At 61.5% G+C, this 23,882-nt stretch carries 29 protein-coding genes and 2 pseudogenes; 11 read left to right on the forward strand and 20 right to left on the reverse strand.

The window, feature by feature from the left end; translation table 11 throughout:
- Window positions 1-38: 38 nt before the first annotated feature.
- The 3 genes from AC1DLT_RS21150 to AC1DLT_RS21160 are packed head-to-tail and all read right to left on the reverse strand — an operon-like array spanning window position 39 to window position 2,185.
- Window positions 39-851: a VOC family protein gene (locus AC1DLT_RS21150; protein WP_477488073.1), complete on the reverse strand. Its 813-nt coding sequence runs from the start codon at window positions 849-851 to the stop codon at window positions 39-41.
- 60 nt (window positions 852-911) lie between these two features.
- Window positions 912-1,391, reverse strand: coding sequence for a DUF1579 domain-containing protein (locus AC1DLT_RS21155; RefSeq protein WP_038548889.1), 480 nt, complete (start codon window positions 1,389-1,391; stop codon window positions 912-914).
- 41 nt (window positions 1,392-1,432) lie between these two features.
- Window positions 1,433-2,185 carry a DUF899 domain-containing protein gene (locus AC1DLT_RS21160; RefSeq protein ID WP_038540913.1) on the reverse strand — a complete coding sequence of 251 codons (753 nt, stop codon included), beginning with the start codon at window positions 2,183-2,185 and terminating at the stop codon, window positions 1,433-1,435.
- A 53-nt stretch (window positions 2,186-2,238) separates the two neighbouring features.
- Between AC1DLT_RS21160 and AC1DLT_RS21165 the strand changes: the two genes are divergently transcribed.
- A complete protein-coding gene (locus tag AC1DLT_RS21165) occupies window positions 2,239-2,697 on the forward strand; it encodes a MarR family winged helix-turn-helix transcriptional regulator (RefSeq protein WP_038540910.1) in 459 nt (152 codons plus the stop codon).
- Window positions 2,698-2,748: 51 nt separating this feature from the next.
- Here AC1DLT_RS21165 and AC1DLT_RS21170 read toward each other — a convergent pair whose 3' ends face one another.
- A complete protein-coding gene (locus AC1DLT_RS21170; protein ID WP_038540908.1) occupies window positions 2,749-3,171 on the reverse strand; it encodes an organic hydroperoxide resistance protein in 423 nt (140 codons plus the stop codon).
- Window positions 3,172-3,333: 162 nt separating this feature from the next.
- Between AC1DLT_RS21170 and AC1DLT_RS21175 the strand changes: the two genes are divergently transcribed.
- Window positions 3,334-3,819, forward strand: a complete 486-nt coding sequence (locus tag AC1DLT_RS21175; protein WP_477488074.1) for a MarR family winged helix-turn-helix transcriptional regulator — start codon at window positions 3,334-3,336, stop codon at window positions 3,817-3,819.
- 56 nt (window positions 3,820-3,875) lie between these two features.
- Here the strand turns inward: AC1DLT_RS21175 and AC1DLT_RS21180 are convergent, their stop codons facing one another.
- From AC1DLT_RS21180 to AC1DLT_RS21225, 10 genes are all read right to left on the reverse strand, one after another.
- Window positions 3,876-4,283, reverse strand: coding sequence for a DUF6766 family protein (locus tag AC1DLT_RS21180; RefSeq protein WP_038540904.1), 408 nt, complete (start codon window positions 4,281-4,283; stop codon window positions 3,876-3,878).
- Window positions 4,284-4,345: 62 nt separating this feature from the next.
- Window positions 4,346-5,230 (reverse strand): aminoglycoside phosphotransferase family protein, encoded by an 885-nt coding sequence (locus AC1DLT_RS21185; protein WP_477488075.1) that lies wholly within the window; start codon window positions 5,228-5,230, stop codon window positions 4,346-4,348.
- A 67-nt stretch (window positions 5,231-5,297) separates the two neighbouring features.
- Entirely contained in the window at window positions 5,298-5,999 is a 702-nt protein-coding gene (locus AC1DLT_RS21190; RefSeq protein WP_247137697.1) for a L,D-transpeptidase, read from the reverse strand.
- Window positions 6,000-6,225: 226 nt separating this feature from the next.
- Window positions 6,226-7,050, reverse strand: coding sequence for a L,D-transpeptidase (locus AC1DLT_RS21195; protein ID WP_038540892.1), 825 nt, complete (start codon window positions 7,048-7,050; stop codon window positions 6,226-6,228).
- A 65-nt stretch (window positions 7,051-7,115) separates the two neighbouring features.
- Window positions 7,116-7,841, reverse strand: a complete 726-nt coding sequence (locus AC1DLT_RS21200; RefSeq protein WP_477488076.1) for a nucleotidyl transferase AbiEii/AbiGii toxin family protein — start codon at window positions 7,839-7,841, stop codon at window positions 7,116-7,118.
- Complete coding sequence (locus AC1DLT_RS21205; RefSeq protein WP_247034250.1) at window positions 7,838-8,065, reverse strand: hypothetical protein; 228 nt, start codon at window positions 8,063-8,065, stop codon at window positions 7,838-7,840. Before AC1DLT_RS21205 ends, AC1DLT_RS21200 begins: the two co-directional genes overlap by 4 nt.
- A gap of 48 nt (window positions 8,066-8,113) precedes the next feature.
- Window positions 8,114-9,067, reverse strand: coding sequence for an alpha/beta hydrolase family protein (locus tag AC1DLT_RS21210; RefSeq protein WP_477488166.1), 954 nt, complete (start codon window positions 9,065-9,067; stop codon window positions 8,114-8,116).
- A gap of 107 nt (window positions 9,068-9,174) precedes the next feature.
- Entirely contained in the window at window positions 9,175-10,800 is a 1,626-nt protein-coding gene (locus AC1DLT_RS21215) for a cisplatin damage response ATP-dependent DNA ligase (RefSeq protein ID WP_477488077.1), read from the reverse strand.
- A gap of 268 nt (window positions 10,801-11,068) precedes the next feature.
- Entirely contained in the window at window positions 11,069-12,079 is a 1,011-nt protein-coding gene (locus AC1DLT_RS21220; protein ID WP_477488078.1) for a ligase-associated DNA damage response exonuclease, read from the reverse strand.
- Between the two features lie 37 nt (window positions 12,080-12,116).
- Window positions 12,117-13,649, reverse strand: coding sequence for an MDR family MFS transporter (locus AC1DLT_RS21225; protein ID WP_477488079.1), 1,533 nt, complete (start codon window positions 13,647-13,649; stop codon window positions 12,117-12,119).
- A gap of 118 nt (window positions 13,650-13,767) precedes the next feature.
- On the opposite strand from AC1DLT_RS21225, the gene AC1DLT_RS21230 reads away from it, so the two are divergent.
- From AC1DLT_RS21230 to AC1DLT_RS21240, 3 genes are read left to right on the forward strand one after another with little or no spacing between them, the layout of a single operon-like run.
- Window positions 13,768-14,319, forward strand: coding sequence for a MarR family winged helix-turn-helix transcriptional regulator (locus AC1DLT_RS21230; RefSeq protein WP_477488167.1), 552 nt, complete (start codon window positions 13,768-13,770; stop codon window positions 14,317-14,319).
- 55 nt (window positions 14,320-14,374) lie between these two features.
- Window positions 14,375-14,620: a type II toxin-antitoxin system ParD family antitoxin gene (locus tag AC1DLT_RS21235; RefSeq protein WP_477488080.1), complete on the forward strand. Its 246-nt coding sequence runs from the start codon at window positions 14,375-14,377 to the stop codon at window positions 14,618-14,620.
- The gene (locus AC1DLT_RS21240; protein WP_477488081.1) at window positions 14,621-14,947 is read left to right on the forward strand and encodes a type II toxin-antitoxin system RelE/ParE family toxin; all 327 of its coding nucleotides are present in this window, start codon (window positions 14,621-14,623) and stop codon (window positions 14,945-14,947) included.
- Here the strand turns inward: AC1DLT_RS21240 and AC1DLT_RS21245 are convergent.
- Window positions 14,944-16,461: a sensor domain-containing protein gene (locus AC1DLT_RS21245; protein WP_477488082.1), complete on the reverse strand. Its 1,518-nt coding sequence runs from the start codon at window positions 16,459-16,461 to the stop codon at window positions 14,944-14,946. The two genes, AC1DLT_RS21240 and AC1DLT_RS21245, sit on opposite strands and share 4 nt — an antisense overlap.
- 226 nt (window positions 16,462-16,687) lie before the next feature.
- Here AC1DLT_RS21245 and AC1DLT_RS21250 point away from each other — a divergent pair, with 226 nt between their 5' ends.
- Entirely contained in the window at window positions 16,688-18,067 is a 1,380-nt protein-coding gene (locus tag AC1DLT_RS21250; RefSeq protein WP_477488083.1) for a TIGR03808 family TAT-translocated repetitive protein, read from the forward strand.
- On the opposite strand, the gene AC1DLT_RS21255 is transcribed toward AC1DLT_RS21250, so the two are convergent.
- A complete protein-coding gene (locus tag AC1DLT_RS21255; RefSeq protein ID WP_038540868.1) occupies window positions 18,064-18,375 on the reverse strand; it encodes a type II toxin-antitoxin system RelE/ParE family toxin in 312 nt (103 codons plus the stop codon). The two genes, AC1DLT_RS21250 and AC1DLT_RS21255, sit on opposite strands and share 4 nt — an antisense overlap.
- The gene (locus AC1DLT_RS21260; protein ID WP_038540865.1) at window positions 18,372-18,653 is read right to left on the reverse strand and encodes a ribbon-helix-helix domain-containing protein; all 282 of its coding nucleotides are present in this window, start codon (window positions 18,651-18,653) and stop codon (window positions 18,372-18,374) included. Before AC1DLT_RS21260 ends, AC1DLT_RS21255 begins: the two co-directional genes overlap by 4 nt.
- Before the next feature lie 134 nt (window positions 18,654-18,787).
- Between AC1DLT_RS21260 and AC1DLT_RS21265 the strand changes: the two genes are divergently transcribed.
- Entirely contained in the window at window positions 18,788-19,447 is a 660-nt protein-coding gene (locus AC1DLT_RS21265; RefSeq protein WP_038540860.1) for a glutathione S-transferase family protein, read from the forward strand.
- A 4-nt stretch (window positions 19,448-19,451) separates the two neighbouring features.
- Here AC1DLT_RS21265 and AC1DLT_RS21270 read toward each other — a convergent pair whose 3' ends face one another.
- Entirely contained in the window at window positions 19,452-20,348 is an 897-nt protein-coding gene (locus tag AC1DLT_RS21270; protein ID WP_477488084.1) for a LysR substrate-binding domain-containing protein, read from the reverse strand.
- A 101-nt stretch (window positions 20,349-20,449) separates the two neighbouring features.
- Between AC1DLT_RS21270 and AC1DLT_RS21275 the strand changes: the two genes are divergently transcribed.
- Entirely contained in the window at window positions 20,450-20,650 is a 201-nt protein-coding gene (locus AC1DLT_RS21275) for a hypothetical protein (RefSeq protein WP_157885081.1), read from the forward strand.
- Window positions 20,651-20,707: 57 nt separating this feature from the next.
- On the opposite strand, the gene AC1DLT_RS21280 is transcribed toward AC1DLT_RS21275, so the two are convergent.
- Window positions 20,708-21,340: a glutathione S-transferase family protein gene (locus AC1DLT_RS21280; protein ID WP_038540851.1), complete on the reverse strand. Its 633-nt coding sequence runs from the start codon at window positions 21,338-21,340 to the stop codon at window positions 20,708-20,710.
- A 67-nt stretch (window positions 21,341-21,407) separates the two neighbouring features.
- On the reverse strand, window positions 21,408-21,764 hold the full coding sequence (locus tag AC1DLT_RS21285; protein ID WP_038548877.1) for a hypothetical protein: 357 nt from the start codon (window positions 21,762-21,764) through the stop codon (window positions 21,408-21,410).
- 127 nt (window positions 21,765-21,891) lie between these two features.
- Between AC1DLT_RS21285 and AC1DLT_RS21290 the strand changes: the two genes are divergently transcribed.
- The 3 genes and pseudogenes from AC1DLT_RS21290 to AC1DLT_RS21300 form a co-directional block, all read left to right on the forward strand.
- The gene (locus tag AC1DLT_RS21290; protein WP_038540848.1) at window positions 21,892-22,647 is read left to right on the forward strand and encodes a DeoR/GlpR family DNA-binding transcription regulator; all 756 of its coding nucleotides are present in this window, start codon (window positions 21,892-21,894) and stop codon (window positions 22,645-22,647) included.
- Window positions 22,648-22,742: 95 nt separating this feature from the next.
- A pseudogene (locus AC1DLT_RS21295) lies at window positions 22,743-23,040 on the forward strand (transposase); the annotation flags it as partial.
- 532 nt (window positions 23,041-23,572) lie between these two features.
- Window positions 23,573-23,804: pseudogene (locus AC1DLT_RS21300) on the forward strand (IS4 family transposase); the annotation flags it as partial.
- Window positions 23,805-23,882: the final 78 nt, after the last annotated feature.

Here is a 23,882-nt window from a genome sequence, read left to right on the forward strand (position 1 = left end):
GAATGAGGGCCAACACCTGCCAAAACAGACTATGCCGCTTACTTCTTCGCGGAAGTCAGCGCGAAGAAAGCGCCCTGCGGATCGAGCGCCTGGACGATCCAGGAGCCGCCGGGAACTTCCATCGGGCCATGGACGACCTTGCCGCCGCCTGCCGTCAACCGGGCGATGGCGGCGTCGATCGAGTCAACAATGAAATAGTAGCACCAGCAGGCCACCGGCACTTCCGCCGGCTTGGTCATCATGCCGCCGATCTGCCGGCCGTTATGGGAGAAGATGTGGTAGGTGCCCATCGGGCCCATGTCGAAGTCATGGTCGAGCGTCCAGCCGAACATCTTGCCGTAGAAGTCCATGGCTTCCTTGCCGTTGCCGGCGTAAAGTTCCCGCCAGCCGACATTGCCGACGGCATCGGGCGCCAGTGCCTGCGGCGGGTTCTCCGGCGGGATCGGCGTCATGATGCAGACGACCGCACCATGCGGATCGGCGACGACCGCAAAACGGCCGATGCCCGGAATATCCTCCGGCTCGCGCTGGACGCGGCCGCCATTGGCGACATAGTCCTTGGCCATCTGATCGACGTCGTCGACCGAGACGTAACCGGTCCAGTTCGGCGGGATCTTGCCTTCGAGTTCCGGCGGAAAGTTCATCATGCCGCCGACGCCCGGCCGATTGTCGCCCTCGCCCATTTCGAACAGGAAATAGGCGGGCATGTCGGGCATCGACATTTCCTTGACCTTCCAACCGACCACCGACGAATAGAATTTTCCGCCGGCATCGGTATCGGGCGTCATCAGCTCGACCCAGATGAATTTGCCATGGGTCTCGGATCGAGACCCGGTAACGGTCTGCAACATGGTCGTCTCCTCTACGAATGACTGCGTCGACCGACGCGTTGAATTGGACACACGCAAGGCTCAGCGCTTGCGGGCGTAGTTCGCCTCCATGAACTGCTTCCAGGAGCCGTCCGGCTGTTTTGCGCTGGAATTGAAGACGCGATGATCGTCGTCGGTGAAGATGATCTGCTCGCGGTAGTCGCCGGTCTTGCCGGGATTGGCGAAATCCGGGCCGGTCGTATAGAGATTGAGCGTCGATCCGTCGTCCGACACTTCCCCCTCATAGACCCAGAGATGGTTCATCATCGTGCCGAGCCAGGTGCCGACATATTTGCCCTTGGCCGGATCGTAGCCGAGAGTGAGAATGGTGGTGGCGGGGCCACCGCCGCCCGGCATCTCGCCGCTGCCTTCAGCGACGAACCAGATGCCGTTCAGCGACCGGCAGACCTCGACCCATTTTTCGTCGTGGCCCATGCTGGTGGACGTCACCTCCCAGAGGCCGACCATCCTTTCCAGAAAGCCGTGTTCGACCTGCGGCTTGGGCATTTCCATCGTGCTCATCTTTTCCTCCTCCTCTTTTCGAAGCGCCAGAATGAACCCGTTCAATGGCAGCAGGATGAAGCCGTCTCCTGTGGCTTCTGTTCGTATTCGTCGTGGCGCTTGACGAAATTCATCGTCGAATCCTCGTTGCGGCCAAGTGGTGCCCGGTCGAGGATCATCAACGTGCCGATCAGCTCTTCGCCGCCGCGGGCATAGCTGGAATAGGTATGAAAGATCTCGCCCGCCTCGTTTCTGTAGAAGGCGGAAAGACCCGGCAGCTCGTCATGCGCCTCTGACGGCGGGACCTCGCGGAAATTATAATACACCTTCTCCTTGGCGAGGTCTTCCTTGGTAAAGGAGACGTGATAATCGAAGTTGAAATCGCTGCCGAAGGACGAGACCCAGGGGAACTTCCAGCCCATGCGCTTCTTGTAGGCCTCGATCTTGTCGAGCGGCGCGCGGGCGACCGCGACATAGGTGACGTCGTGGTTGTTGAGATGCGGCAGAGCGCCATCGATATGGTCCGAGAGAAATGAACAGCCGAGGCAGCCGGCATCCCAGTCCGGGCCGAGCATGAAATGGTAGACGAGCAGCTGGCTGCGGTCGTCGAACAGTTCGGCGAGCGACTTTTTGCCCTTCGGAGTGTCGAACACGTAGTCCTTGTCGACCTTTACCCAGGGCATCGCCTGACGCTCGGCGCGCACCTTGTCGCGCAGATGGGTCTCTTCTTTTTCCAGAGCCAGCAGCTTGCGCCGGGCTTCGAGCCACTCCTCGCGGCTGACGACAGGGTTTTTCGGGGACATGGTGACATCCATGACAGGCTCCTCCTATGCTTGACAGAATAAGTTGATATCAACATACTCTTCAGATGCTGTCAAACATTCAGACCATCGAAGTGATTCCCTTTTCGACGACGCTGCTGGTACGCGACACGTGCCTGTGCCTGCATGTGCAGCGGGCGGCGCGGGCGCTTGCCCGACGTTTCGACAATGCGATGAAGCCGATCGGGCTTACCAACGGGCAATTCTCGCTGATGATGTCGCTGAACCGGCCGCAGCCGGCGCCGATGAGCCAGGTCGCCACCCTGCTCGCGATGGACCGCACAACGCTGACGGCGGCGCTGAAAGTGCTGGAACGACGCGGCCTGGTGGAAACCACCGTCGATCCGAAGGACCGGCGCGGCCGGCTGCTGCGCCTCACAGATGACGGCATGACCATGCTGTCGGCCGCCCTGCCGATCTGGAAGCGGGTGCATGCGGAGATCGACGCCGAGCTTGGCGAGGGCGGACCGGCAGAACTGCGGGCGACGCTGGGCGGGATCAAATAGAAAAAGCCGGCGCGAGCGGCCGGCTTTCCATTTCGGAAATCTTCAGAACGATCAGGCGACCGAGACCGGCACTTCGGTCGAAGTGCGCATCGCGTGGCTATAGGGGCAGACGATATGGGCCTTGGCGACGAGGTCTTCGGCCTGGGCCTTGTCCATGCCAGGAATGTCCACCAGGAGAGATACTTCGATGCCGAAACCCTTGCCGTCGTCGCGCGGGCCGATGCCGACGGTCGCCGTCACCTTGGCGTCATCCGGGATCTTGACCTTTTCCTTGCCGGCAACATTCTTCAGCGCGCCGAGGAAACAGGCGGAATAACCGGTGGCGAAGAGCTGTTCCGGATTGGTGCCGCGGGCGCCGTCGCCGCCAAGTTCCTTCGGAACGGTCAGCGTGACGTCGAGAACGCCGTCTTCGGAGGCGCCATGGCCGGCGCGGCCGCCGGTGGCAGAAGCCTTGGTGGTGTAGAGAATAGGCATGGGTCTAACTCCCTTAGTCTTTGACGATGGTTCAAGATTAAAAAATTGTCCGCAATTCAATTGCGCACAATCTAATTACGCGCATTGCAATTTGCCGTCAAGCCTGCGAAAATACGATTCTGAAAAAAGATAGAGCGCAGACACGTGAAGACAGGACCGGCCATGCAGAAAAAGGCGGCCAACGCGGATAATTTCGAGATCGAGCTCGATGCGCAGCTGTGTTTTGCGATCTACGGCGCGGCGCATGCCTTCACGCGCACCTATAAGCCGCTGCTGGAACCGCTCGGCCTCACCTATCCGCAATACCTGGTGATGATCGCGCTCTGGGAAGAGGACGACCAGCCGGTGAAGGCGATCGGCGACCGGCTCGGCCTCGATTCCGGCACACTCTCCCCTCTCCTCAAGCGGCTCGAACAATCTGGCCTCGTCGCCCGCAAACGCGACCGCGACGACGAGCGGCAGGTGAAGATTTTGCTGACGAAAAAGGGCAGAGAACTGAAAGGCCAGGCGGCCGGGGTCACCGCAGCAATCGGCAAGGCCACCGGCTGCAGCTTCGAGGAAGCTGTGGCGCTGCGCGACGAACTGGTTGCGCTCAAGGAAAGGCTGACGAAAGCGGGAAGCGAAAAAGAGATGCTGTCATCTGTTTGATAGGTTCCATCGCCGGTCGAGACCGGTCAAACGCGAGGCGGCAGAACCTGCGCTGCTCACGTCTTGTGGGCTTCCGGTTCGTCCGTATGGCGGCCTGAATAACGTTCGTCCAGTTCCCGGATCACGCCTTCGCCATCGGCGGGGTCCACTCTGCGCAGGATGACGTCGATCTTCGCCTCCAGCCGATCGGAACCTTCCTTCGATTGCGGCGAGCCCAGAAACAGGAAGAAGGCAAGCCCGCCGACCTGCCAGAGCAGCTGCAGGAATTCCGACTGCCAGTTTTCGAACGTATCCCGCAGCATTTCCACCAGATAGGGAGAAAATTCCACCGGCTGTCCGTGCTCGGCCTGTTCCTGGACAAAGGCGAACCAGCCGAACAGCCAATGCCCGACAAGACTGAAAACAAAAAATGCCAGGGTGATCCAAGCGTAGCTATAGGCTCGCCATAATGAATTCTGCTGCACGGCATCCTCCAGAACATTCCACGCAAGGTAACGGGAAAGTTCCAGCCTAGTTCCCGTAGAGATCAGGCCTGGCCGAGGTGATCCGCGACGATCCTGTCGATCCAGCGGCGATGCTCATCCTTGACCAGCGGGTTTGTGCCGGGTTCGCCGGCAACCGTGATCAGCGCTTTCCACAGGCACCAGCCGCGCGCCCTTTCCCAGGTCTCGGCGTCGAGCCTCACCCGATTGCGGAAAGCATGGGCTGCGGGTTCGTCGAACAGGGTCCAGGCGATGACGAGGTCGCAGGCCGGATCGCCGATGCCGGAATTGCCGAAATCGATCACGGCGGCAAGCCGTCCGTCGCGGACGAGCAAGTTGCCCTCGCTGACATCGCCGTGCATCCAGACGGGGCTGTTCTTCCAGGTGGAGGCGAGCGCCCGTTCCCAGATTTCGGTGATCAGCGGCACATCGATCTGGTCGGCGAGGACTTTGATCGAACGGCGTGTCTCGTTGTCATAGACTTCCAATGCGCCGCCGCGGAAAAAGTTATGCGGGCCGGCAGGCGGGCCGTCGGATGCGTCGATCTTCCAGAGGGCCCGCAGGAAATCGGCCAGATCCTCAGCAAAAACGACCAGATTGGCGATCGTCCGGAGGCTGGATCGGTCACCCGCGATCCAGGCATAGACCGACCAGGGCCAGGGATAACCTTCGCCCGGCTTTCCGAGCCCGAGGGGGACTGGAATGGGAAGCGGCAATCGGGGGCCAAGCGCCGGCAGGAAGCGGTGCTCCTTCTCCACCTGCGCGACATAACGTTCGGCCCCAGGCAGGCGCACCAGCATGTTGTCGCCAAGATGGAAGGTGCGATTGCACCATCCGCCGATCGCGACCGGGTGCACGGACAAATCCGCCCAATCGGGAAACTGGGCGGCTATCAGGTTTTTCACGAGAGCGGTGTCGATTTCGACCATGCACAAATCCCTTTCGGCGCAAATCTAGGTTGCGCCGGGGATGATTAGCAAGCGTCTGTGACAGAGATTACTGCCACACCACGATACGCGCCTTTTCCGGCACGCGGTCGTAAAGGTCGATGATATCCTGGTTCATCAGCCGCACGCAGCCCGACGAGACGGCCTTGCCGATCGAATTCCATTCCGGCGAGCCGTGCAGGCGGTAGAGCGTATCCTGGCCGTTCTTGAAGATGTAGAGCGCGCGGGCACCGAGCGGGTTCAGAAGGCCGGGCGGCATGCCGCCGTTCTTGGCCGAATATTTGGTGAGTTCCGGCTGGCGGGCGACCATTTCGTCCGGCGGCGTCCATTTCGGCCATCTCTGCCGCCACTGGATGACGCCCTCGCCCTGCCAGGCGAACCCTTCGCGGCCGATGCCGACGCCGTAACGCATCGCGGTGCCGCCCGGCTCGATGAGGTAGAGGAAACGCGAGGCGGTATCGACGACGACGGTGCCTGGACGCTCACCGGTCGGATCGACGACCTGCTGGCGGTAATAGCGTGGGTTGATCTGCCGATAGGGTATCGCCGGAATGACGAAACCGCCGTCGACCATGGAGCCGTACATCACATCCAGTTCCGACGAGGGACCTTCAATGGGCTCCGGTCGGAAGGCAACCGTGGTCGCCAGCGGACGCGGCACCGATGAGGCGCAGCCGGCAAGCGTGGATGCCGCGCCCGCACCGAGGAGAGACAAAAAACTCCGGCGGGAAAACGAAGGGTTCAGGATCATCTGAGGCAGGACCGTCCGATAGGAAACGCAGGGAACAGCAAAATCGCTCTTTAACGGCAGGGCGGCAGAAAAGTTCCGACTCGCTCCTTCCGCAGGGAAGATAGGTCTGCGGTCGTTAATCAACTATTCACGAGACCTACACGGCGGTTCAAACCCATGAGATGAATCAAACGAAAAAGAGCGGCACCGCCGCCCTTTCCGTCTATTGCCAAGCCTGTTGCGGCGCTCAGAGGACCACGATCGGGGTGCCGGAGGGCACGCGGTCGAAGAGGTCGATGACATCCTGGTTGAACATGCGCACGCAGCCGGACGAGGTCTGTTTGCCGACGGACTGCCAGTCCGGCGTGCCGTGCACCCGGTAAAGCGTGTCCTGGCCATCCTTGAAGATGTAGAGCGCGCGGGCGCCGAGCGGATTGTTGAGCCCGGGATTGGCACCGCCTTCGGCGGCCGAAAATTTGCGCAGATCCGGCTGGCGGGCGACCATCTCGTCCGGCGGCGTCCAGCGCGGCCATTCCGCCTTGCGCTGGATGACGCCGCGGCCCTGCCAGGCAAAACCGGCCTTGCCGAGGCCGACGCCGTAACGGATCGCCTTGCCGCCCGGCTGCACGAGATAGAGGAAGCGCTCCCTGGTATCGACGACGATGGTGCCCGGCGCCTCGCTGGTTCGGTAGTCGACGTCCTGGCGCAGATAACGGGCATCGATGCGCGAATAAGGGATGGCCGGAAGCGTGTGGCCGTCATCGCGGATCACGCCATACATGGCCCGGTGGACCGGGTTGGAAATCGGTAACCCATAGGTCTGATGGAAAGTCGACGGATAGAGCTGGCGCTTGTGCGGGATCGCACCTGGCATCGGAGGTGGCTGGTTCGACGGCGGATCGGCATAGGGTGCGACGTTGAAGACCGGCGACGTCTCCTGAACGAAGACGTCTGGGTTCATGCGGCTGGTATCGGTGACCAAGGGAATCTGGCAGCCGCTGACCGCAGCGGTCGCAGCGAGCGTGACGGAAAGCCCAAGGGTTCGGCGGAGAGATCGAAAGGAGAATGGCATGGGAACCCGCTTCCAGCAGATGACGTCTGGGCCGACCATCGCAGATGCGGCTGGCGCGAGGCTGGTCAAATATCGTCCGAGCGAACCTCGAGCTCCGGCCAAAGGCGGACGGTCTCGCGTCGCAATTCGCAGATCGCCCTGAGCGCCCTATCCGGTCTCATCAATAGGGAATGGGCGGCCGCATTGCGCTCTTCGGCATCCTGCAGTCGATCTACGACCCAAGCCAGTTTGCGTCCTATATCCGCGCCGTAAGCGGCCGTTGCCTTTTCGACCGCCGCCCCCGGAATCGCTCCAAAATGCTCAACCAGCACCCCGAGATCGAAAGCATCACGGTAAGCCACCGAACGATCCTGGCCGCGGTCCGCGTTGGCGAGCAGTTTTTCGGCAAACATGTCTTCAGGAAGCAAGGCCGGTATCAGAAGATCGGCATCCATTTCGCCGTTCAGAGCAATTCGTCCCTCGCGGATGATCTCGAACTTGATCAGCTGTTCCCTGAATTCGAAAACCGTCCGGAGACCGTATTGATCGATGCGAAAATCCCGCACCGCCTTTATCGATTCCGGAAAAAAAGCCTTGAGACCCCGCTCGGTCGCAGCGCTGCGGAGTTCACGATAACCGTCCGAGGACGCGCAAAGAAAATCAACATCCAGCGAACGCCGATACTCGCCAAGTTTCAACACAATCGCAGTACCGCCACCGAACCAGCATTCGTTCGCGACAAGGTATTGGTGATCCATCCGCGAGAGTGCTTCGGCAATGATCTGATGTTCGGGGAGAACGAAATCTTTCATCGGGATTTGAGCATCACGCCCCCACCGAAGGCCCGCGCCAGATCCTCGATGAGATCGGCCTCCCGCCTGGTGAGGCCGCGTTCATCCACAAAACGCCAATTGCGCTCATAGATGGAGAAGACCTCCTCGGCCGGAATCGGGCGCAACGGATCGCGGCTCCAGACGAGCTGCTTCAGCTCCGGGTAATCTGCTGGAATAATGGTGCGGTCCTGCGCAGTTTCCATGGTCGAAAGATAGTGCGAAAATCGTCAAAATGACAGGGGCACTCGACCCTACCCTATCACCTGGTTGAAGAAGCGGATGCTCTCGGCGACCGCGCCCGGCACGACGCCGTTGTGGTTGCCGGGCAAGAGCTTTGCCTCGATGGAAACGCCTGTCGATTTTGCCCTATCCATCAACAGCTGGTGGTCGGCATCGAAGGGGCGCTCCTCGGTGCCGCGCAGCAGCAGCGTCGGGCATTTGAGGCTGTGGCCGAAACAGACCGAGGAGCGCATGACGAATTCCTGCTGGTCGTTTTCGTCGAAGCGGACTTCGCGCTCGAAGCGGCCGAAATAACGCCAGGAATTGACACCTGCCGAGATCGGCGCCGAGGCGCGGAATTTTCGGGTCATCGAGGCGAGCAGCGCCAGTGTGCCGCCATTCGAATGGCCGGCGAGGAAGAAGCGGTTCTTGTCGATCCCCGGCAGGTCCTCCAGGTAGCTTGCGGCAGCCAGCGCATCCGATGTCTCGTCGTAGAAGCCCGAATAATTGCCGGCCTGGCCGTTCTCGCCGCGGAACGAGGGCAGCATGACGACGTAGCCGGCTTCCCAATAGGCCTTCATCAGCTCCCAATGGCCGTCACCCGTGGCGTTGCCGCCGTGCAGGAAAAGAACCGCGGGCTTCAGCTTCGCGGAAGGCTCATAGGGCGAGATCCAGGCGATCAGTTCGATCGAAGCGTCCGGGCCGCCGCGATACATCACCCTCCTGGCGCCTGCGGGCGTGCCGAGCGGGGCAGACTGTTCAGGAGAAGGCCCCTTCCTCAAGAGATTGGTATGGAACCGCTTGCGGGCTTCGCCATAGTCTTCCTTCTCAAGCGGAGGAACGTCCGGAATGGGGAATTCCGCGCGCGCCCCGGCCGGCAACATGGCAGCGGCCGAAACGCCGGCGGCGGCCGCCAAAAGCGTCCGGCGTGTGACGCCGTCGCGTATCGAGCGGGAATTCGGGGCAATGATGCGGTCTGATGCCATGTCTTTTGATGCCATGTCTGCGGAATCCATTTCTTCCGTTGCGCGCGAATCTGATTTCAGCACTCGTGAAAGGCGCTGTCCATTCAACGATTCGGGAACGGCACCGCCTAATTCGCCTTGGCATCCACCATTGCCGTCAGCGTCGACAGCCGGTCGGCGTCGCGCGGCAGCTTGTCCTGGCGCAGGCGGGCGATGCGTGGAAAGCGCATGGCGACGCCCGACTTGTGGCGGGTCGAGCGGTTGATGCCCTCGAAGGCGACCTCCAGCACGAAACCGAAATCCGGTTCCGCACGCACTGCCCGGACCGGCCCGAAGCGGTCGACCGTGTTGTCGCGCACGAACTTGTCGAGCACTTCGAGTTCCGCATCGGTAAAGCCGAAATAGGCCTTGCCGACCGGCACCAGCGCCTCGCCATCCGGCGTCTCGGCCCAGACGCCGAAGGTGAAGTCGGAATAATAGCTCGACCGCTTGCCGTGGCCGCGCTGGGCATAAAGCATCACCGCGTCGATATTGTAAGGATCACGCTTCCACTTGAACCATGGCCCCTTGAGGCGGCCCGCCTGATAAGGGCTGTCCTTGCGTTTGATCATCACCCCTTCGATAACCGGATCGGGCGGCGCGACGCGAATGCGGTCGAGCTCGTCCCAGGTGGTGAACGGCACGAGTTCGGAGAGATCGAAACGGTCGTGCGGCGCCCGTTCGATTACGTCGCCGAGCCGCCTGCGACGTTCGAAAAATGTCTCGGCGCGGATATCGAGGTCGCTTTCGAACAGCAGGTCATAGGCGCGCACGAAGGCCGGGTAGTCTTCGAGCATCTTGGCTGTCACCGTCTTGCGGTTCAGCCGCTGCTGCAGATCGGAGAAGGTGCGCGTCGGATTGTTGGACCGGGCGGTGCCGCCGACCAGCAGTTCGCCGTCGATGACGCCCTCGAAATTGATAGACCCGACGACGTCCGGAAAGGCGCCGGTGATGTCGTCGCCGGAGCGGGAATAGAGCTTCTTCGTGCCGCCGTAGCTCGACATCTGCACCCGAATGCCGTCCCATTTCCACTCGGCGGCGTAATCGGCGGGGTCCAGCTTTTCGAGATCGCCCGTCTCGACCGGATTGGCGAGCATGACCGAATGGAAGATCGCCGGCGTTGCGAGAACCGGCTTGTCGGCCCTGCCCTCCAGCCAGGCAAAAAGCGGTTCATAGGGCGGAGTCAGCCCGTGCCAGAGCGTCTCGATTTCGGTGACGTCCTTTGCGCTCATGTCCGACAATGCCTGCTTGGCGAGACGGGCGGAGACGCCGATGCGGAGCGCACCGGTGACGAGCTTCAGGAAGGCGAAACGGCTCGACGTATCGAGCTTGTCGAGCAGGTCGCGGACGGCGGAGCGCACTTCGGTGCGGCCGAGCGAGTTCATTCTGGTGACGACCTCGCCGAGGCGCGGCTGGTGATCGTCATCGATTTCGTCCTTGCGGGTGCCGTCCCAGACCAGCGAGATGGTCTCGGCAAGATCGCCGACGTAGTCGTAGGAATACTGGAACAGGACGGGATCCATGCGTTCCAGCACGAGATCGCGCAGCATGGCCGGCTTGACGCTTTTCAGATCGAGCCCACCGGCCAATGCCGCCAGGCCGTAACCGCGGTCGGGATCGGGCGTATCGCGAAAATAGTCGGCGAGAAGGGTGAGCTTGCCGTTGCGGGACGGGGTGAGGACGAGGCGGTCCAGGAGAGTGGCGAAGGGTTTCATGAGCCAGCCTCCCGAAGAAAGACCCCTTCTGGCCTGCCGGCCATCTCCCCCACAAGGGGGGAGAAGACTCGTGGCAATGTCTCGCCCCTATCTCGGCGGCAACGCGTGGCAGCGAAGCCCCTCCCCCTTGTGGGGAGGGGTTGGGGAGGGGTTTTGTCTTTGAAGAATGGCAATGGCCATACCACTTGCCGATCTCCCCCCTTGAGGGGGAGATGCCCGGCAGGGCAGAGGGGGGTGTCGGCGGCACGAACGGAAAAGATCATCCCCATCAATCCCCCTCATCCTCATAGCCCACCAGATGCAGCGGCCTTGCCGGGATGTTCTTCAGCTCGCACCAGCGCACCAGCGCCTCCTCGCGGCCGTGTGTCACCCAGACTTCGGATGGACCGATCTCCTCGATGGTCGACAGCAGTTCCGGCCAGTCGCAGTGATCGGAGATGACCAGCGGCAGTTCGACGCCGCCCTGCTTGGCGCGCTGGCGCACCATCATCCAGCCGGAGGCAAAGGCGATCAGCGGTTCGTTGAAGCGGCGCGCCCAGCGATCCTGAAAGGCCGAGGGCGGGCCGACGATGACGGCGCCCCTGAAAGCGTCGGGGCTGCTCTTCTCGACGGTCGCTGGCCTTATATCGCCGAGATCGATGCCCTGGCCGACGTAATAATCGCAGAGTTTGGCGAGCGCACCATGGATGAAGATCGGTTCGGAATAACCGCAATCGCGGATCAGCCGGATCACCCGCTGCGCCTTGCCGAGCGCATAGGCGCCGACGAGATGGCTGCGTTCGGGAAACTGTTTCAGCGAGGTCAGCAGCTTGTCGATCTCGTCTTTCGGATCCGGGTGGTGAAAGACCGGCAGGCCGAAGGTCGCCTCGGTGATGAAGACGTCGCAGGCGACCGGCGCGAAAGGTGCGCAGGTGGGATCGACGCCGCGCTTGTAGTCGCCCGAAACGACGATGCGCAGACCTTGCCTCTCGATGGCGATCTGGGCAGAACCGAGCACGTGACCGGCGGGGTGAAAACTCACCCGCACGCCTTCGACATCGATCTCCTCACCGAAGGCGGCCGCCTGCTCCTCGCCGCAGAAATCCTCGCCGTAACGCAGCCGCATGATGTCGAGCGTCTGGCGGGTCGCCAGAACCTTGGCATGGCCGGCGCGGGCGTGGTCGGAATGGCCGTGGGTGATCAGTGCCCGCTCGACGGGACGGACCGGATCGACATGGAAACGGCCGATGGGGCAGAACAGCCCGGCCGGGGTGGGATGAAGCAGCGCCTCTGGTTTCATGCCCTTGAAGATAGGGCAAAAACGGTCGGACGCCAGATCACTCCGAGGCGGTGGCCGGCTTCTTTTCGGCGATCACCGCCTGCGGCAGGCGGACCGGTTTCAGCATCAGGGCGGCGATGAGGCCGATCAGCGCCATGGCGCTGCCGGCCATGAACACGGGCGTGAAGGCCTCGGCGTAGAGCGTGTGGACCGCGATCCGCGACGGTTCGGGCAATGCGAGCATCATCAGCGGCGTCAGCGAGCCGATATCCTCGACGCCGGGGATGCTGGTGCCGACACCCCGGATGCCGGCGGCGACGATCGCGCCATAGACCGAGATGGCAATCGAGGCGCCGGCCATGCGCATCAGCGTCACGGCGCCGGTGGCGGCACCGACATCCTCGCGGGGGGCTGAATTCTGAACGCCGATGATCGGCGCCTGCTGGCCGAAGCCGATCGCCAGGCCCTGCATCAGCATGAAGCCGAGGATGACATAGATCGGGGTACCGACCGGAAGCTGCGAGAAGATCAACAAGGCAACGATATTCAGCGACAGGCCGATCAGCGTGAACGGCTTGTAGCGGCCGGTGATCGAGATCAGCCGGCCGGTCGACAGCGAGCCGATGACGATGCCGAGGGTCGTGGCGACAAAGCAGAAGCTTGCGGTCGTCGGCGACAGGCCGGTGGTCGTCTGCAGGAAGAGCGCGAAATAATTGGCCATGCCGATCGCCACCGCGCCGGTGCAGAAGGAGACGATCAGGAACAGGGAAAAGGTCGAGTCGCGGAACAGTTTCAGCGGCACGATCGGCTCCGGCACCTTCCCCTCGACAAAGACCCAGACCACGGCGCAGAGCGCGCCCGCTGCCACGACCACCATCGACTGCCAGGCGACCAGCGAACCGAACAGCGTGACGCTATCGGCCCAGACGACAATGCTCGCGACGGTTCCCGCCAGCAGGACGGCGCCGAGATAGTCGATCTTCGGCTTGCGGATCGGGCGGCGATAGGGAAGCAGAAGCGATATGCCGGTGACCGCGATGATACCGATCGGCAGGTTGATCAGGAAGATCGACCGCCAGCCGAACAGTTCGCTCATCGTGCCGCCGAGCAGAGGGCCGAGGCTGCCGGAGGCCATGATCACCAGGCTCGAATAACTCTGGTATTTCGCCCGTTCGCGCGGCTCGAACAGGTCGGCATTGATCGAGAAGATCGACACCATGATGCCGCCACCGCCGAACCCCTGCAGCACGCGCGAGGCGATCAGCGAATCCATCGACCAGGCAAGCCCGCAGGTGAGCGAACCGACGGTGAAGATGACGATCGCCGCCAGCATCACGTATTTGCGGCCGAACAGATCGCCGAGCTTGCCGTAGATCGGCATCGACGTGCTGCTGGCGAGGAGATAGGCCGACCCGATCCAGCCAAAACGCTCCAGTTCGCCGAACTCGCCGACAATCGTCGGCAACGCCGTCGAGACGATCTGGTTATCCAGCGTCGCCATGAACAGCGCCGTCAGCAAAAAACAGAAGATCACCAACCGCTGGCGGTGGTTGGCGACGAGCGGCACATGGGCCGGACGGGTCATATCCATGGGTCAATCCAAAGTGTCGGAAATTTATGTGCCTTCAGCATATAATTGTCAACGGCACTTTGATGCGCAGCGCAAAGAATGGTTGGAAAGCCTCATGGGCTTTGATATGTTCGGCAACATGACGAGCAAGAGCCTTTTGAACCGGAAATCCGCTGCCGCCTCACCCTCCCCTGAGGACGTGGCCCGCGTGAGCGAAATGCTCGGGCGGATGCGAATTCTGATCGGCCGGCGGATCATCGGCCGCACGGCGATCGCCAATATCGCGCCGGGCCTGGAAATTTCGCATCTCGACGTGCTGGACGTGATGCGCCGCATCGAAGGCGAGGTGACGGTCGGGGCGATCGCCGAGGCGATGCGCATCGACCCCTCGCGCGGCAGCCGGCTGGTAGCCGATCTCGTCGCCCGCGGCATCCTGCGCCGCGACGCCTCCCAGGCGGACGGCCGCCGTTCGCTGGTCGTGCGCACCGAACTGGGCGACAGCCTGCTAGCCGAGATCCGTTCCGTCAAACGCTCCCTGCTGGCACGTGTCCTGGAGGACTGGCCGGAAGACGAACTTCACACATTCTCGCTGCTGTTCGAAAAATTTGTATCGAGTTACGAAGAGGTCTTCGTGACGCCGGAAAAATCGCCGGACGACGCGCTCTCCGAGGCGTCTCCGCCAATGGCGTAGATTGCGCATAAATTGTACTCCAGTATAATTTCGGGTAGAGACTGGAGGCACGCGCATGAATGTTTCGATAGGTCCCCGCTGGGAAAAATTCATCGAGGAAGCCGTACAGGACGGCCGCTACGGCTCGGCCAGCGACGTGGTGCGCGAAGGCCTGCGACTGGTGCAGGAGCGCGAGGCGAAGCTTTCGGCACTGAGGGAAACGCTGCAGCGGTCTTTCGAAAGAGGAGGAGATGTCAGCGAGGAAGAGCTCGACGCTTCGCTGGAAGCGGCGGTCGAAGAATTGCGCAAAGAGGGCTATTGATTGGCCCGGTTGCGATATCTCGACAGTGCCCAAGACGACTTAATCCATATCTTCAAATACATCGCCCGCGAAAGCGGCAGCATCTCAACCGCAGAGCGTTTTGTGAAGACGTTGCGCCACAGATGCCGGCATCTGGCGAGTCTTCCGGGAGAGATGGGGCGTACTCGATCGGAACTTGGTCCAAACCTGCGTAGCTCCGCCTACCGCGGATATATCATCTATTTCCGCTATCAAACTGGAACGCTTGAGGTTGGCAACATTCTCGAAGGCCATCGAGATGCGGCGCGGCATTTCGGCGTGGACATCGCCCCGGAGGACGAGGATTAAATCCCCTCGCCGCCCGAGACCCGCAGGCGGTCGCGGCCGAGATCCTTGGCTTCGTACATGGCACGATCGGCGCGGGCGAGCAGTTCCTCGGGCGTTTCACCATCCTGCGGGAAGAAGGCGACGCCCATGCTGCAGGTGGCGGTGATGCTCTGGTCGTCGATGACGATCGGCTTCGAGATCGCGGTTCGCAATTCCTGAAGCCGGCGCATCAGGCCGAGTTCATCGTGACTGACATTGCTGAAGACGATCGCGAACTCGTCGCCGCCAAGGCGAACCAGAAGATCGGTGACGCGGACGCAGTTGACCATGCGCCACGACAGCGTTTTCAACACCTCGTCGCCGGCCGCGTGACCCAGCGTATCGTTGATCTGCTTGAAATTGTCGAGGTCGAGATAAGCGACCGTGACCTTGCGTTTCTCGCGGCGGGCCTCATGCAGGGCGCGGCTGAACTGCGCCCAGAACAGCGTCCGGTTCGGCAGGCCGGTCAGCGGATCGTGATGGGCCATGTGGTGGATGCGCTCTTCCGAGCGGGCGCGCTCGATGGCGATGCCGGCAATATCGGTCGCCATCGCGGTCAGCTCGAGTTCGAGCTCAGTCGGTTCGCGCGGCGCGTCGGAATAGAGCCCGAACGTGCCAAGTACTCGCCCGTCAGCGCCCATGATCGGCGTCGACCAGCAGGAGCGAAAACCGAACCTCAGCGCCAGTTCGCGATAATTGTCCCAGAGCGGATCGGTCAGCACGTCCTTGACGAAGACAGGTTCGCGCCGCCAGGCGGCGGTGCCGCAGGAGCCGACCTTCGGGCCGATCTCGATGCCATCGATCAGTTTCACATAGGCCGGCGGAAGGCTGGACGCCGAGCCGTGACGCAGCCGGTCCGTACCTTCTTCGAGAAACAGGACCGAGGCCGTGACGTCGTCCAGCTCATCCTCCACCGTTTTGACCAGCGCATCCAGAACCGCCGTCAAAGGCTGGCCGCGAGCGATCATCTCGAGAAGACGCGCATGGCCGTGCCGGCGGTCGTCCTGGCGCTTGCGCTCGGTAATGTTGCGGGAAATGCCAACCAGGCCGACGACCTGGCCGTGAACATCGCGCAGCGGCATTTTGGAAGTGGTAAGCCAGAGCACACGGCCATCGCCGAGCTTGACGCGCTCCTCGCGACCGTCGATCGCCACGCCGGTCGACATGATCTCCTGTTCGACCAGAAACAGTTCGCGTGCGGTTTCAGGATCGAGAATATCGAAATCCGTCTTGCCGATCAGGTCGTTGCCTTCATGCAGCTTGCTGCTGCGGCCGGCTGCGGCATTGGCAAAGACGAAGCGGCCGCGACGGTCCTTTACGTAAATGAAGTCCGGGAGCTGATCGAGAAGGGTACGGGTTTCCAGTTCGAGCGTGACCAGGGCAACGTCGAGGTCGATATCGCTGTCGGTGGAAACGCGCAGGAGACGACTGCAGAGCTCGTCGAGCGGATCGGGGGCAAACGTCAAGGGCATGCTATGCGACATGGGTCCCGCCATCCGAGTGCCTCCTTTTCATTTTCAACAGAAAATACGCGGGAACTCGCGCCAATTGCCCTATAGCATGACGGAGAATTCCTTATCGTTGCTTAAAATCATCGTGAAATTGCCATGATTGAAGCTTGGGCAGAAGTCTTTTTACTGAGCTGTCCAAGACTTTTAGCGTAATAACAATATAAAGGACTGGCATAGAAAATGCTTTATTGACGCCAGGAGGAGGCGCTGGATGATTTCGAGACGGGCGGCGTTGACGATGATCGCGGGTGCGGCGGCTGCCGGAACCTTGCCTCCCCGCGTTTTCTCCGCCCCACAAGGCTTTCCGTCGGTCGATCTGCGCGGCTCGATCGATGCCGGTGCGCATGGCGTCACCCCTGACGGTGGAGACAAGCAGAACCGCAAACTCGCAGAGATTATCGCCAAGGCGGCGCGCCAGAACATGCCGGTCTTCCTGCCGCCCGGAAACTACCCGGTGTCCAATCTCGACCTGCCCGAAGGTACGCGCATCACCGGCGTACCGGGCGCGTCGCGGCTCGTCTATTCCGGTGACGGGCGGATGCTCAGGGCCGACGGCGCACGCCGCATCGAGCTTTCCAACATCGTCATCGACGGAGCGAACCGCCGGCTCGACGACCAGAGCCCGGCGCTCGTCCATATGCGTGGCATCGGTGAGATCGTCATCGACAATTGCGAGATCATCGGTGCCCGCAAGACCGCCGTGCAATTCGAGCGCTGTGGCGGGCGGATCGAGCGGAGCCGAATTTCCGGAGCCGCGGAATATGGCCTCTATGCCGTCGAGAGCACCGGGCTTTCGGTCAACGGCAATACGGTTTCCGACTGCGGCAACGGCGGCATCCTGATCCATCGGTGGACCAAGGGCGCCGACGGCACGATCGTTTCCGGCAATCGTATCTCCCGGATCGGCGCCACCAATGGCGGCACCGGTCAGTATGGCAATGCGATCAACCTGTTTCGGGCCGACAACGTGATGGTCATCGGCAACCAGATCTCGCAATCGGCCTTTTCGGCGATCCGCGCCAACAGCGCCTCGAACGCCCAGATCGCCAACAACACCTGCCTCGCCTCCGGCGAGACCGCGATCTATGCGGAATTCGCCTTCGAGGGCGCGCTGGTCTCGAGCAATATCGTCGACGGCGCGGCGAACGGCATTTCGGTCGTCAATTTCAACGAGGGCGGCCGGCTGGCGACCGTCGCCAACAACATCGTCCGCAACCTGAAGCCCACTGGCCCCTATGTGCTCGACGAAGCGATCTTCGGCGTCGGCATCAGCGTCGAGGCGGATACGGCAGTGACCGGCAATGTCATCGAGAATGTACCGCTCTGGGGCATGGCGCTCGGTTTCGGGCCGTACCTGCGCAACGTGCTCGTGAGCAACAACATCGTCCGGCAGGCAAAGGTCGGCTGTGCGGTGACCGTGGTCGAAGGCGCCGGAAGCGCGCTGATTTCCGGTAACCTGTTCGAGGCGGTGAAGGACGGCGCGGTGATCGGCCACCGCTGGAAGACACCTTCCACGGCAGAGCTGGCTCGCGGAGACGGTCAGGCCCAGGGGTTCAAGCATCTGACGATCGAGAACAACCGGATTGTTTAGTCGAGATCGCTGGAAGCGTCGCCGAAATCAATATTGCGGCCGCGATGGAAGATGCGGGCGATAACGACGACATCGCCTTTAACCTGAAACGCGATGGTCGCTTTGCGCCGGTATCCGACGAGGCGCAGGCCCGGCCTCTTGTTGGAGAAAACGCCGCGTTCGGGAAAGGTTTCAAAGGAGTAACAGTAGTCGATCAACCGATCGACGTATCGCTTGGCAACTTTCTCCCCCGCGGCAGGTACCAAGTACTCCAAGAGCTCCGCGACGTCCTCTTCGGCATCATCCGAGAACAAGACCGTATACTTCATGCCTCTGGATCGACCAGTTTGTCGACGCGGGCATGCAGCCTTCTACGTGCCTCCTCAAGCGGCATGACCTTGGAGGGATCCGCTTCGATCTCATCCAGCGTCGGCACCACTTCCTCAACCAGCCACTTCTCGATTGCCGCATCGCGGGCGAGCAGGGTGCGCAGGCCGTCACGGATGACTTCGCTTTCGGTGGCGTATTCGCCGGAGGCGACCTTGGACTTGACCATCTGCGCCATTTCGAGCGGCAGGGTGATGCTGAGCGACTGGGTGGTGCGCATGATCGGCTCCTTTCCAGGAAATCGGACACGATTAAATCCTATCGAAAACTTTCATGATCGTCCAATGCGGATTGGTCTTCCGTTTTGCGCGCCCTGCCCATAGCTTGCGGCCTGCATTTCAGGAGGGACATTGAATGCTGAAAATCTATGGTGTTTACCGCTCGCGCGCCACGCGGCCGCTCTGGCTTATCGAAGAGCTGGGTATTCCTTTCGAACATATTCCGATCATCCAGGGTTATCGCCTGCCCGAGCCGATGGCACCGGGCGCACCGGTCAACACGCTGTCGCCGGAATTCCTGAGCGTCAACCCGATGGGCTCGATCCCGTCGATGGACGACGACGGTTTCGTGCTGCACGAATCGCTCGCCATCACGCTCTACCTCGCCCGCAAATACGGCGGCGAGCTCGGCCCGAAGGATATCGCCGAGGAAGGCCAGATGGTGCAGTGGTCGCTGTTCGGTGCGACCAGCATCGAGACCCCGGCGCTGAAGATCTCCGCCACGATCGCCGGTGGCCGCGCCGAGACCGAGGAAGGCAAGGCGGATATCGAAGTGGCGGCCCGCACCCTGAAGCGGCCGTTCGACGTGCTCGAAAAGCACCTGTCCAAGAACGGCCACATGGTCGGCGGCCGCTTTACCGTGGCGGACATCAATGTCGGAGAAGTCGTGCGTTATGCGCAAGGATATGCGCCGCTGTTCGACAGCCGCCCGGCGTTGAAGGCGTGGATCGAGGCTGCCCAGGCTCGCTCCGGCTTCAAGGCAATGTGGGACAAGCGCACCGCCGAACCGGCGTAACGCTTTAATCCCGGCTTTTCGTGAGCGGCGGCAGCTCCGTCTTCAGCCACTCCCGGAAAGCCCTCACCTTCGCCGGCATCCTAGCGCCGGCGCGGGTGACGAGATAATGCCCCATGCCGGTATGCGCCCGTATCGAAAACGGCTCGACCAGCCGCCCCTGTTCCAGCGCGTAGGTGGCGAGCGTATGCCAGGCGAGCATCACGCCCTGCCCCGCAATCGTTGCATCGAGGCAGAGCGAGGCATCGTTGAACACATGGCGCGTCGCCATGCCGGCGCCTGACAGACCCGCCTCGTTCAGCCATATCTCCCAGGAAAACATCGAGGGACCGTCGATGATCGCCGGCAGTTTCAGGATATCCTTCGGCTCCTTGAGCTTTTCAGCGAGTGCCGGGGAGCAGACCGGAAACACCGTCTGCTCGATCAGCAGTTCGGCATCGACGCCCGGCCAGGTCCCCGGCCCGACGCGGATGCCGAGATCGATATCGTCGACGCCAAGGTCCGCGAGCCTGGTCGTGGCGTCCATGCGCAGGCGGATTTCCGGGTGCAGGCTCGAGAACCGGTCGAGCCGGTGGACGAGGAACCGCGCTGCAAACACAGGTGCGACGGAAATGGTCAGCAGCGCATCGTCCTGCCGCCTGCCGATCGCCACCGCTTCGGAAAGCGCATGAAAACCTTCGCTCAATCGCGCCAGCATGGGCCGCACCGAATCGACCGGCATCATGCCCCTCGGAAGGCGTTGAAAGACCGGCTGGCCGAGCTGGGCCTCGGCCTTGATGACCTGCTGGCTGACGGCTCCCACCGAGACGCCGAGTTCGTCGGCAGCCGCCTGCAGCGAGCCCAGGCGCCCGACCGCCTCCAACGCCCGCAAGCCGTTGAGATGCACGAGGTTGAGATTGTTCATATAGATTTTCTATAGTCTTCCTCTCAAGAACTCAATTGAAAATGGGAGCAACAGAGCCGATATTGCCGCTGCAAATGGTAACGATTTGCGAGGTAACGGTCATGGTACCGCTGAAGATTTTCTTGAACCTGAAGGCTTGGTTGGAAACGCCCGAAACGTTGACGGACCTGCAGTCGAACGACCCCTTCCGTCATCCCGAGATCCGCGCGATGGACCTGCGGCAACTCGCCGACCTGCCCTTCCCGCGCCCGCTTCACGCTGACACGAATCGTAACAACGCGCCTCTCGCGAAATGCGCCTGATGCTCACATGATCCACGACCCCGAGGGGCGGATCATGTGGCTGACGTGAACCCGTATTTAAGCCGCGGTCGCGGCAGCCTGTTCGGCCAGGGCGCGCTGAACGGCGGGACGCTGTTTCATCCGCTCGTAGTGCGCATTGACCTTCGGAAAATCCGCACGGTCGAGCTTCATGTTGGCGAGCCAGTCGGTCATCAGGTAGAGATAGGCGTCGGCGACCGAATAGGTTTCGCCGAGCACATAGGGACCTTCGAGCAACGAGTCCTCGATCACCTGAAAACAATCGTGAAAGACTTTTGGTGCCTTGGCGGCCATGTCGTCGAAGGAGGACTGGTTGTCCGCCCAGCGATAACCGCGGCGCCAATGGGCATAGGCGACATGCACCGTCGAGGCGATATAGGCGTTGAACGCCTGCATCTTGCCGAACAGGAACGGGTCGTCGAGCGGCGCCAGCTTCGCCTCGGGTGCGGCCTGGGCGATGAAGGCGAGGATCGCGACGGACTCGGTGATGACGCCCCGGTCGGTTGCGAGTGCCGGAACGCGGCCCTTGGGATTGATCTTCAGGTAGGCTTCCGACTGCTGTTCCTTGTCGGCGAATTTCACCCATTTGATCTCGTAGGGAAGACCGGATTCGGCAAGCGCGATGTGGCTGGCCAGTGAACAGGCGTTGGGCGAAAAGAACAGCGTGTACATGAAAATCCTCCTTTGGACCGCGCCGTTCTAGCACGGTTTTTTCAGGTTAGAAGTCTCAAACCAGCGATCAACTGACGCCCGGCACATCCTCCAGCCGATGCCAAACCGGAATCCCGCGCTCGTTGGCGATCCGCACGTCGTTGTCGGCGCCCTTGGAGGCACCCGGCAGGCGCAGGACGCCTTCGCAGAGCTGCAGCAGACGTCCCGCGACCGGGTGAAAGATCTCCTCGTAGAGGTCGTCGCCCACATGCTTTCCGCCGGCCGCATGCCAGACCGGCAGCGCCACCCATTCGCCGATCATGGGCACATGGCCGGCCTTGAACAGCGCATGCGACGGCGCTTCGAGCCGCTTCAGGTTCTCGGCCATCTTCTGAGGGTCGTCTCCGGTGCCGGAGCGGTAGGGACCAGCGATCAAAATCAACATCTTCGTTTCTCCAAACTTGTCCGCAATCATCGCGGAATCGCACGAACATGCCGGAAATGCTTTACATCGTTCGCATTTTCAGGCACATTCGTTCTTATTCATGCAATTTCGTGCAGAGTCAAGAGCCATGCTGACAAGCCAACGCAAGAGCCTCATCCTCGACATGCTGCGCCGGGAGGGGCAGGTCGTCGCCAAACGGGCGGCGGAAGAATTTTCGCTTTCCGAGGACACGATCCGGCGGGACCTTCGGGAAATGGCGGCGGAAGGGCTGCTGCGGCGGGTGCATGGCGGAGCGATGCCTGTCTCGCCCGACCTGCCGGATTTGTCCGCCCGGCGGGCGGTGTCGTCAGACGTGAAGCAGCGGCTCGGCAGGGCTGCGGCTGACATGGTGAAGCCGGGCCAGACGATCTTTCTGGACGGCGGCACGTCGACGGCCGAGATCGCCCGCGCCCTGCCCCGCGACTTTGCCTTCACGGTCGTCACTCACAGCCCGACGATCGCGGCGGAACTCGAACACCATCCGACAGCCGACGTGATCCTGATCGGCGGGCGGCTCTACAAACATTCGATGGTCGCGACGGGTGCGGCGGCGATGAGCCAGATCGCGCTGATGCGGCCGGACATCTTCTTCCTCGGCGTCACCGCCGTGCATCCGGCCCGCGGACTTTCGACCGGCGATTTCGAGGAGGCGGCGATCAAGCGCCATATTGCTACGTGTTCGGCCGAAACGATCACGCTGGTCACTGGGGAGAAACTGGACGCGGTCTCGCCGCATGTGATCATGCCGGTTTCGGCATTGTCGGGGATGATCGTGCAGGAGCGGATAGACGAGGAGCGGCTGGCGCCTTATCGGGCGATGGGGGTTCGTGTGGTCGAAGTTTAGTTCGGAGCGCGAAATCGGACGTAGCCGGGCACAAGCAACGTCTTTTCACCGCCGTATGCGCAGGGGGCCACCATCCCCGCCGTTATCCTCGTCCTCACAAGCGACGCTGGGCGATCGAACTGTTCTTCCGCTGGGTCAAGCAGACCCTGAAAATCCGCCATTTCCTCGGCACCTCCGAGAACGCCGTACGCATCCAGATCGCCGTCGCCCTCATCGCCTTCCTGCTCCTGCGCATGGCCAAGGACGACCAACACCGTCCAAAGCCCGCTCGCCTTCGCACGCCTCGTGCGCGCAAACATCATGCACCGCAAAAGAACAGACCAACTCCTCAAGCCACCTCCCGACACGCCGACAGACCAAAACCAAATGGTCTTTACATGGGCCGCAATTTAAACCGGACAGCAGTGGACTTGACCCGAGGATGATGGAGCGTGGGTAAGCTCCTACGCTTTTCTATTCTCTTTCAACAACGAGTTTCCGCAGGACACCGCGACTGTCAGGAACCTGGACTTCGATAGCTTTGCTCTTATTTCCGGGTTTCGCCTTGTCACAAATCGCGATCGCAGCCCTCATGAGGCCTCTGTCAGTCACGCGTTCTCTGTCAGTGGGTATAATTGGCTTGAAAGTATCTGTGGCTTCTCTCGCCGATTCCCATGTCATCTGGAAATTACATCCCCTCATCACAAGATCCCGAAAGAAGTGTTGAATAAGCGGTCGACCGTCAGCGGTAATGCCAGTTGGAGTGCAGCTTGCAACGGCGAAAGAAAGCGCGGCAGCGCCAATAAAGCGAAATTTCATTGTCCCCATCCAATTGATCAATCCCCGCGAGCACTAGAGGCGGAATATTGGTAAAGTCAATCGGAGGTTGGTGGAAATGCGGTTCCAATCTTTGTCATCCCGGGCCTTGAGCCACTGCTGTCCGGTCCTCGGCACCTCCGAGAACGCCGTACGCATCCAGATCGCCGTCGCCCTCATCGCCTTCCTGCTCCTGCGCATGGCCAAGGACGACCAAACCACCGTCCAAAGCCCGCTCGCCTTCGCACGCCTCGTGCGCGCAAACATCATGCACCGCAAAAAGAACAGACCAATTCCTCAAGCCGCCTCCCGACACGCCAACAGACCAAAACCAAATGGTCTTTACATGGGCCGCAATTTAAACCGGACAGCAGTGGGCTTGACCCGAGGATGACGGAGTGCGGGGAAGCTGGCCACTCCAATTGCCTTCCGCCGAAAAC

It is taken from the genome of Neorhizobium sp. 05N33 (genome assembly GCF_056397445.1).

Excerpts from the sequence above, each read along its gene's own strand:
- AC1DLT_RS21290 (WP_038540848.1), top strand. The coding sequence starts at position 21,892 with ATGCTGACAAGCCAACGCAAGAGCCTCATCCTCGACATGCTGCGCCGG.
- AC1DLT_RS21220 (WP_477488078.1), bottom strand. The coding sequence starts at position 12,079 with ATGAAACCAGAGGCGCTGCTTCATCCCACCCCGGCCGGGCTGTTCTGC.
- AC1DLT_RS21225 (WP_477488079.1), bottom strand. The coding sequence starts at position 13,649 with ATGGATATGACCCGTCCGGCCCATGTGCCGCTCGTCGCCAACCACCGC.
- AC1DLT_RS21215 (WP_477488077.1), bottom strand. The coding sequence starts at position 10,800 with ATGAAACCCTTCGCCACTCTCCTGGACCGCCTCGTCCTCACCCCGTCC.
- AC1DLT_RS21230 (WP_477488167.1), top strand. The coding sequence starts at position 13,768 with ATGACGAGCAAGAGCCTTTTGAACCGGAAATCCGCTGCCGCCTCACCC.
- AC1DLT_RS21280 (WP_038540851.1), bottom strand. The coding sequence starts at position 21,340 with ATGTACACGCTGTTCTTTTCGCCCAACGCCTGTTCACTGGCCAGCCAC.
- AC1DLT_RS21155 (WP_038548889.1), bottom strand. The coding sequence starts at position 1,391 with ATGAGCACGATGGAAATGCCCAAGCCGCAGGTCGAACACGGCTTTCTG.
- AC1DLT_RS21165 (WP_038540910.1), top strand. The coding sequence starts at position 2,239 with ATGCTGTCAAACATTCAGACCATCGAAGTGATTCCCTTTTCGACGACG.
- AC1DLT_RS21260 (WP_038540865.1), bottom strand. The coding sequence starts at position 18,653 with ATGCGCACCACCCAGTCGCTCAGCATCACCCTGCCGCTCGAAATGGCG.
- AC1DLT_RS21265 (WP_038540860.1), top strand. The coding sequence starts at position 18,788 with ATGCTGAAAATCTATGGTGTTTACCGCTCGCGCGCCACGCGGCCGCTC.
- AC1DLT_RS21195 (WP_038540892.1), bottom strand. The coding sequence starts at position 7,050 with ATGCCATTCTCCTTTCGATCTCTCCGCCGAACCCTTGGGCTTTCCGTC.
- AC1DLT_RS21250 (WP_477488083.1), top strand. The coding sequence starts at position 16,688 with ATGATTTCGAGACGGGCGGCGTTGACGATGATCGCGGGTGCGGCGGCT.
- AC1DLT_RS21175 (WP_477488074.1), top strand. The coding sequence starts at position 3,334 with ATGCAGAAAAAGGCGGCCAACGCGGATAATTTCGAGATCGAGCTCGAT.
- AC1DLT_RS21190 (WP_247137697.1), bottom strand. The coding sequence starts at position 5,999 with ATGATCCTGAACCCTTCGTTTTCCCGCCGGAGTTTTTTGTCTCTCCTC.
- AC1DLT_RS21275 (WP_157885081.1), top strand. The coding sequence starts at position 20,450 with ATGGTACCGCTGAAGATTTTCTTGAACCTGAAGGCTTGGTTGGAAACG.
- AC1DLT_RS21255 (WP_038540868.1), bottom strand. The coding sequence starts at position 18,375 with ATGAAGTATACGGTCTTGTTCTCGGATGATGCCGAAGAGGACGTCGCG.
- AC1DLT_RS21235 (WP_477488080.1), top strand. The coding sequence starts at position 14,375 with ATGAATGTTTCGATAGGTCCCCGCTGGGAAAAATTCATCGAGGAAGCC.
- AC1DLT_RS21150 (WP_477488073.1), bottom strand. The coding sequence starts at position 851 with ATGTTGCAGACCGTTACCGGGTCTCGATCCGAGACCCATGGCAAATTC.
- AC1DLT_RS21185 (WP_477488075.1), bottom strand. The coding sequence starts at position 5,230 with ATGGTCGAAATCGACACCGCTCTCGTGAAAAACCTGATAGCCGCCCAG.
- AC1DLT_RS21200 (WP_477488076.1), bottom strand. The coding sequence starts at position 7,841 with ATGAAAGATTTCGTTCTCCCCGAACATCAGATCATTGCCGAAGCACTC.
- AC1DLT_RS21245 (WP_477488082.1), bottom strand. The coding sequence starts at position 16,461 with ATGGCGGGACCCATGTCGCATAGCATGCCCTTGACGTTTGCCCCCGAT.
- AC1DLT_RS21170 (WP_038540908.1), bottom strand. The coding sequence starts at position 3,171 with ATGCCTATTCTCTACACCACCAAGGCTTCTGCCACCGGCGGCCGCGCC.
- AC1DLT_RS21270 (WP_477488084.1), bottom strand. The coding sequence starts at position 20,348 with ATGAACAATCTCAACCTCGTGCATCTCAACGGCTTGCGGGCGTTGGAG.
- AC1DLT_RS21160 (WP_038540913.1), bottom strand. The coding sequence starts at position 2,185 with ATGGATGTCACCATGTCCCCGAAAAACCCTGTCGTCAGCCGCGAGGAG.
- AC1DLT_RS21210 (WP_477488166.1), bottom strand. The coding sequence starts at position 9,067 with ATGGCATCAGACCGCATCATTGCCCCGAATTCCCGCTCGATACGCGAC.
- AC1DLT_RS21285 (WP_038548877.1), bottom strand. The coding sequence starts at position 21,764 with ATGTTGATTTTGATCGCTGGTCCCTACCGCTCCGGCACCGGAGACGAC.
- AC1DLT_RS21205 (WP_247034250.1), bottom strand. The coding sequence starts at position 8,065 with ATGGAAACTGCGCAGGACCGCACCATTATTCCAGCAGATTACCCGGAG.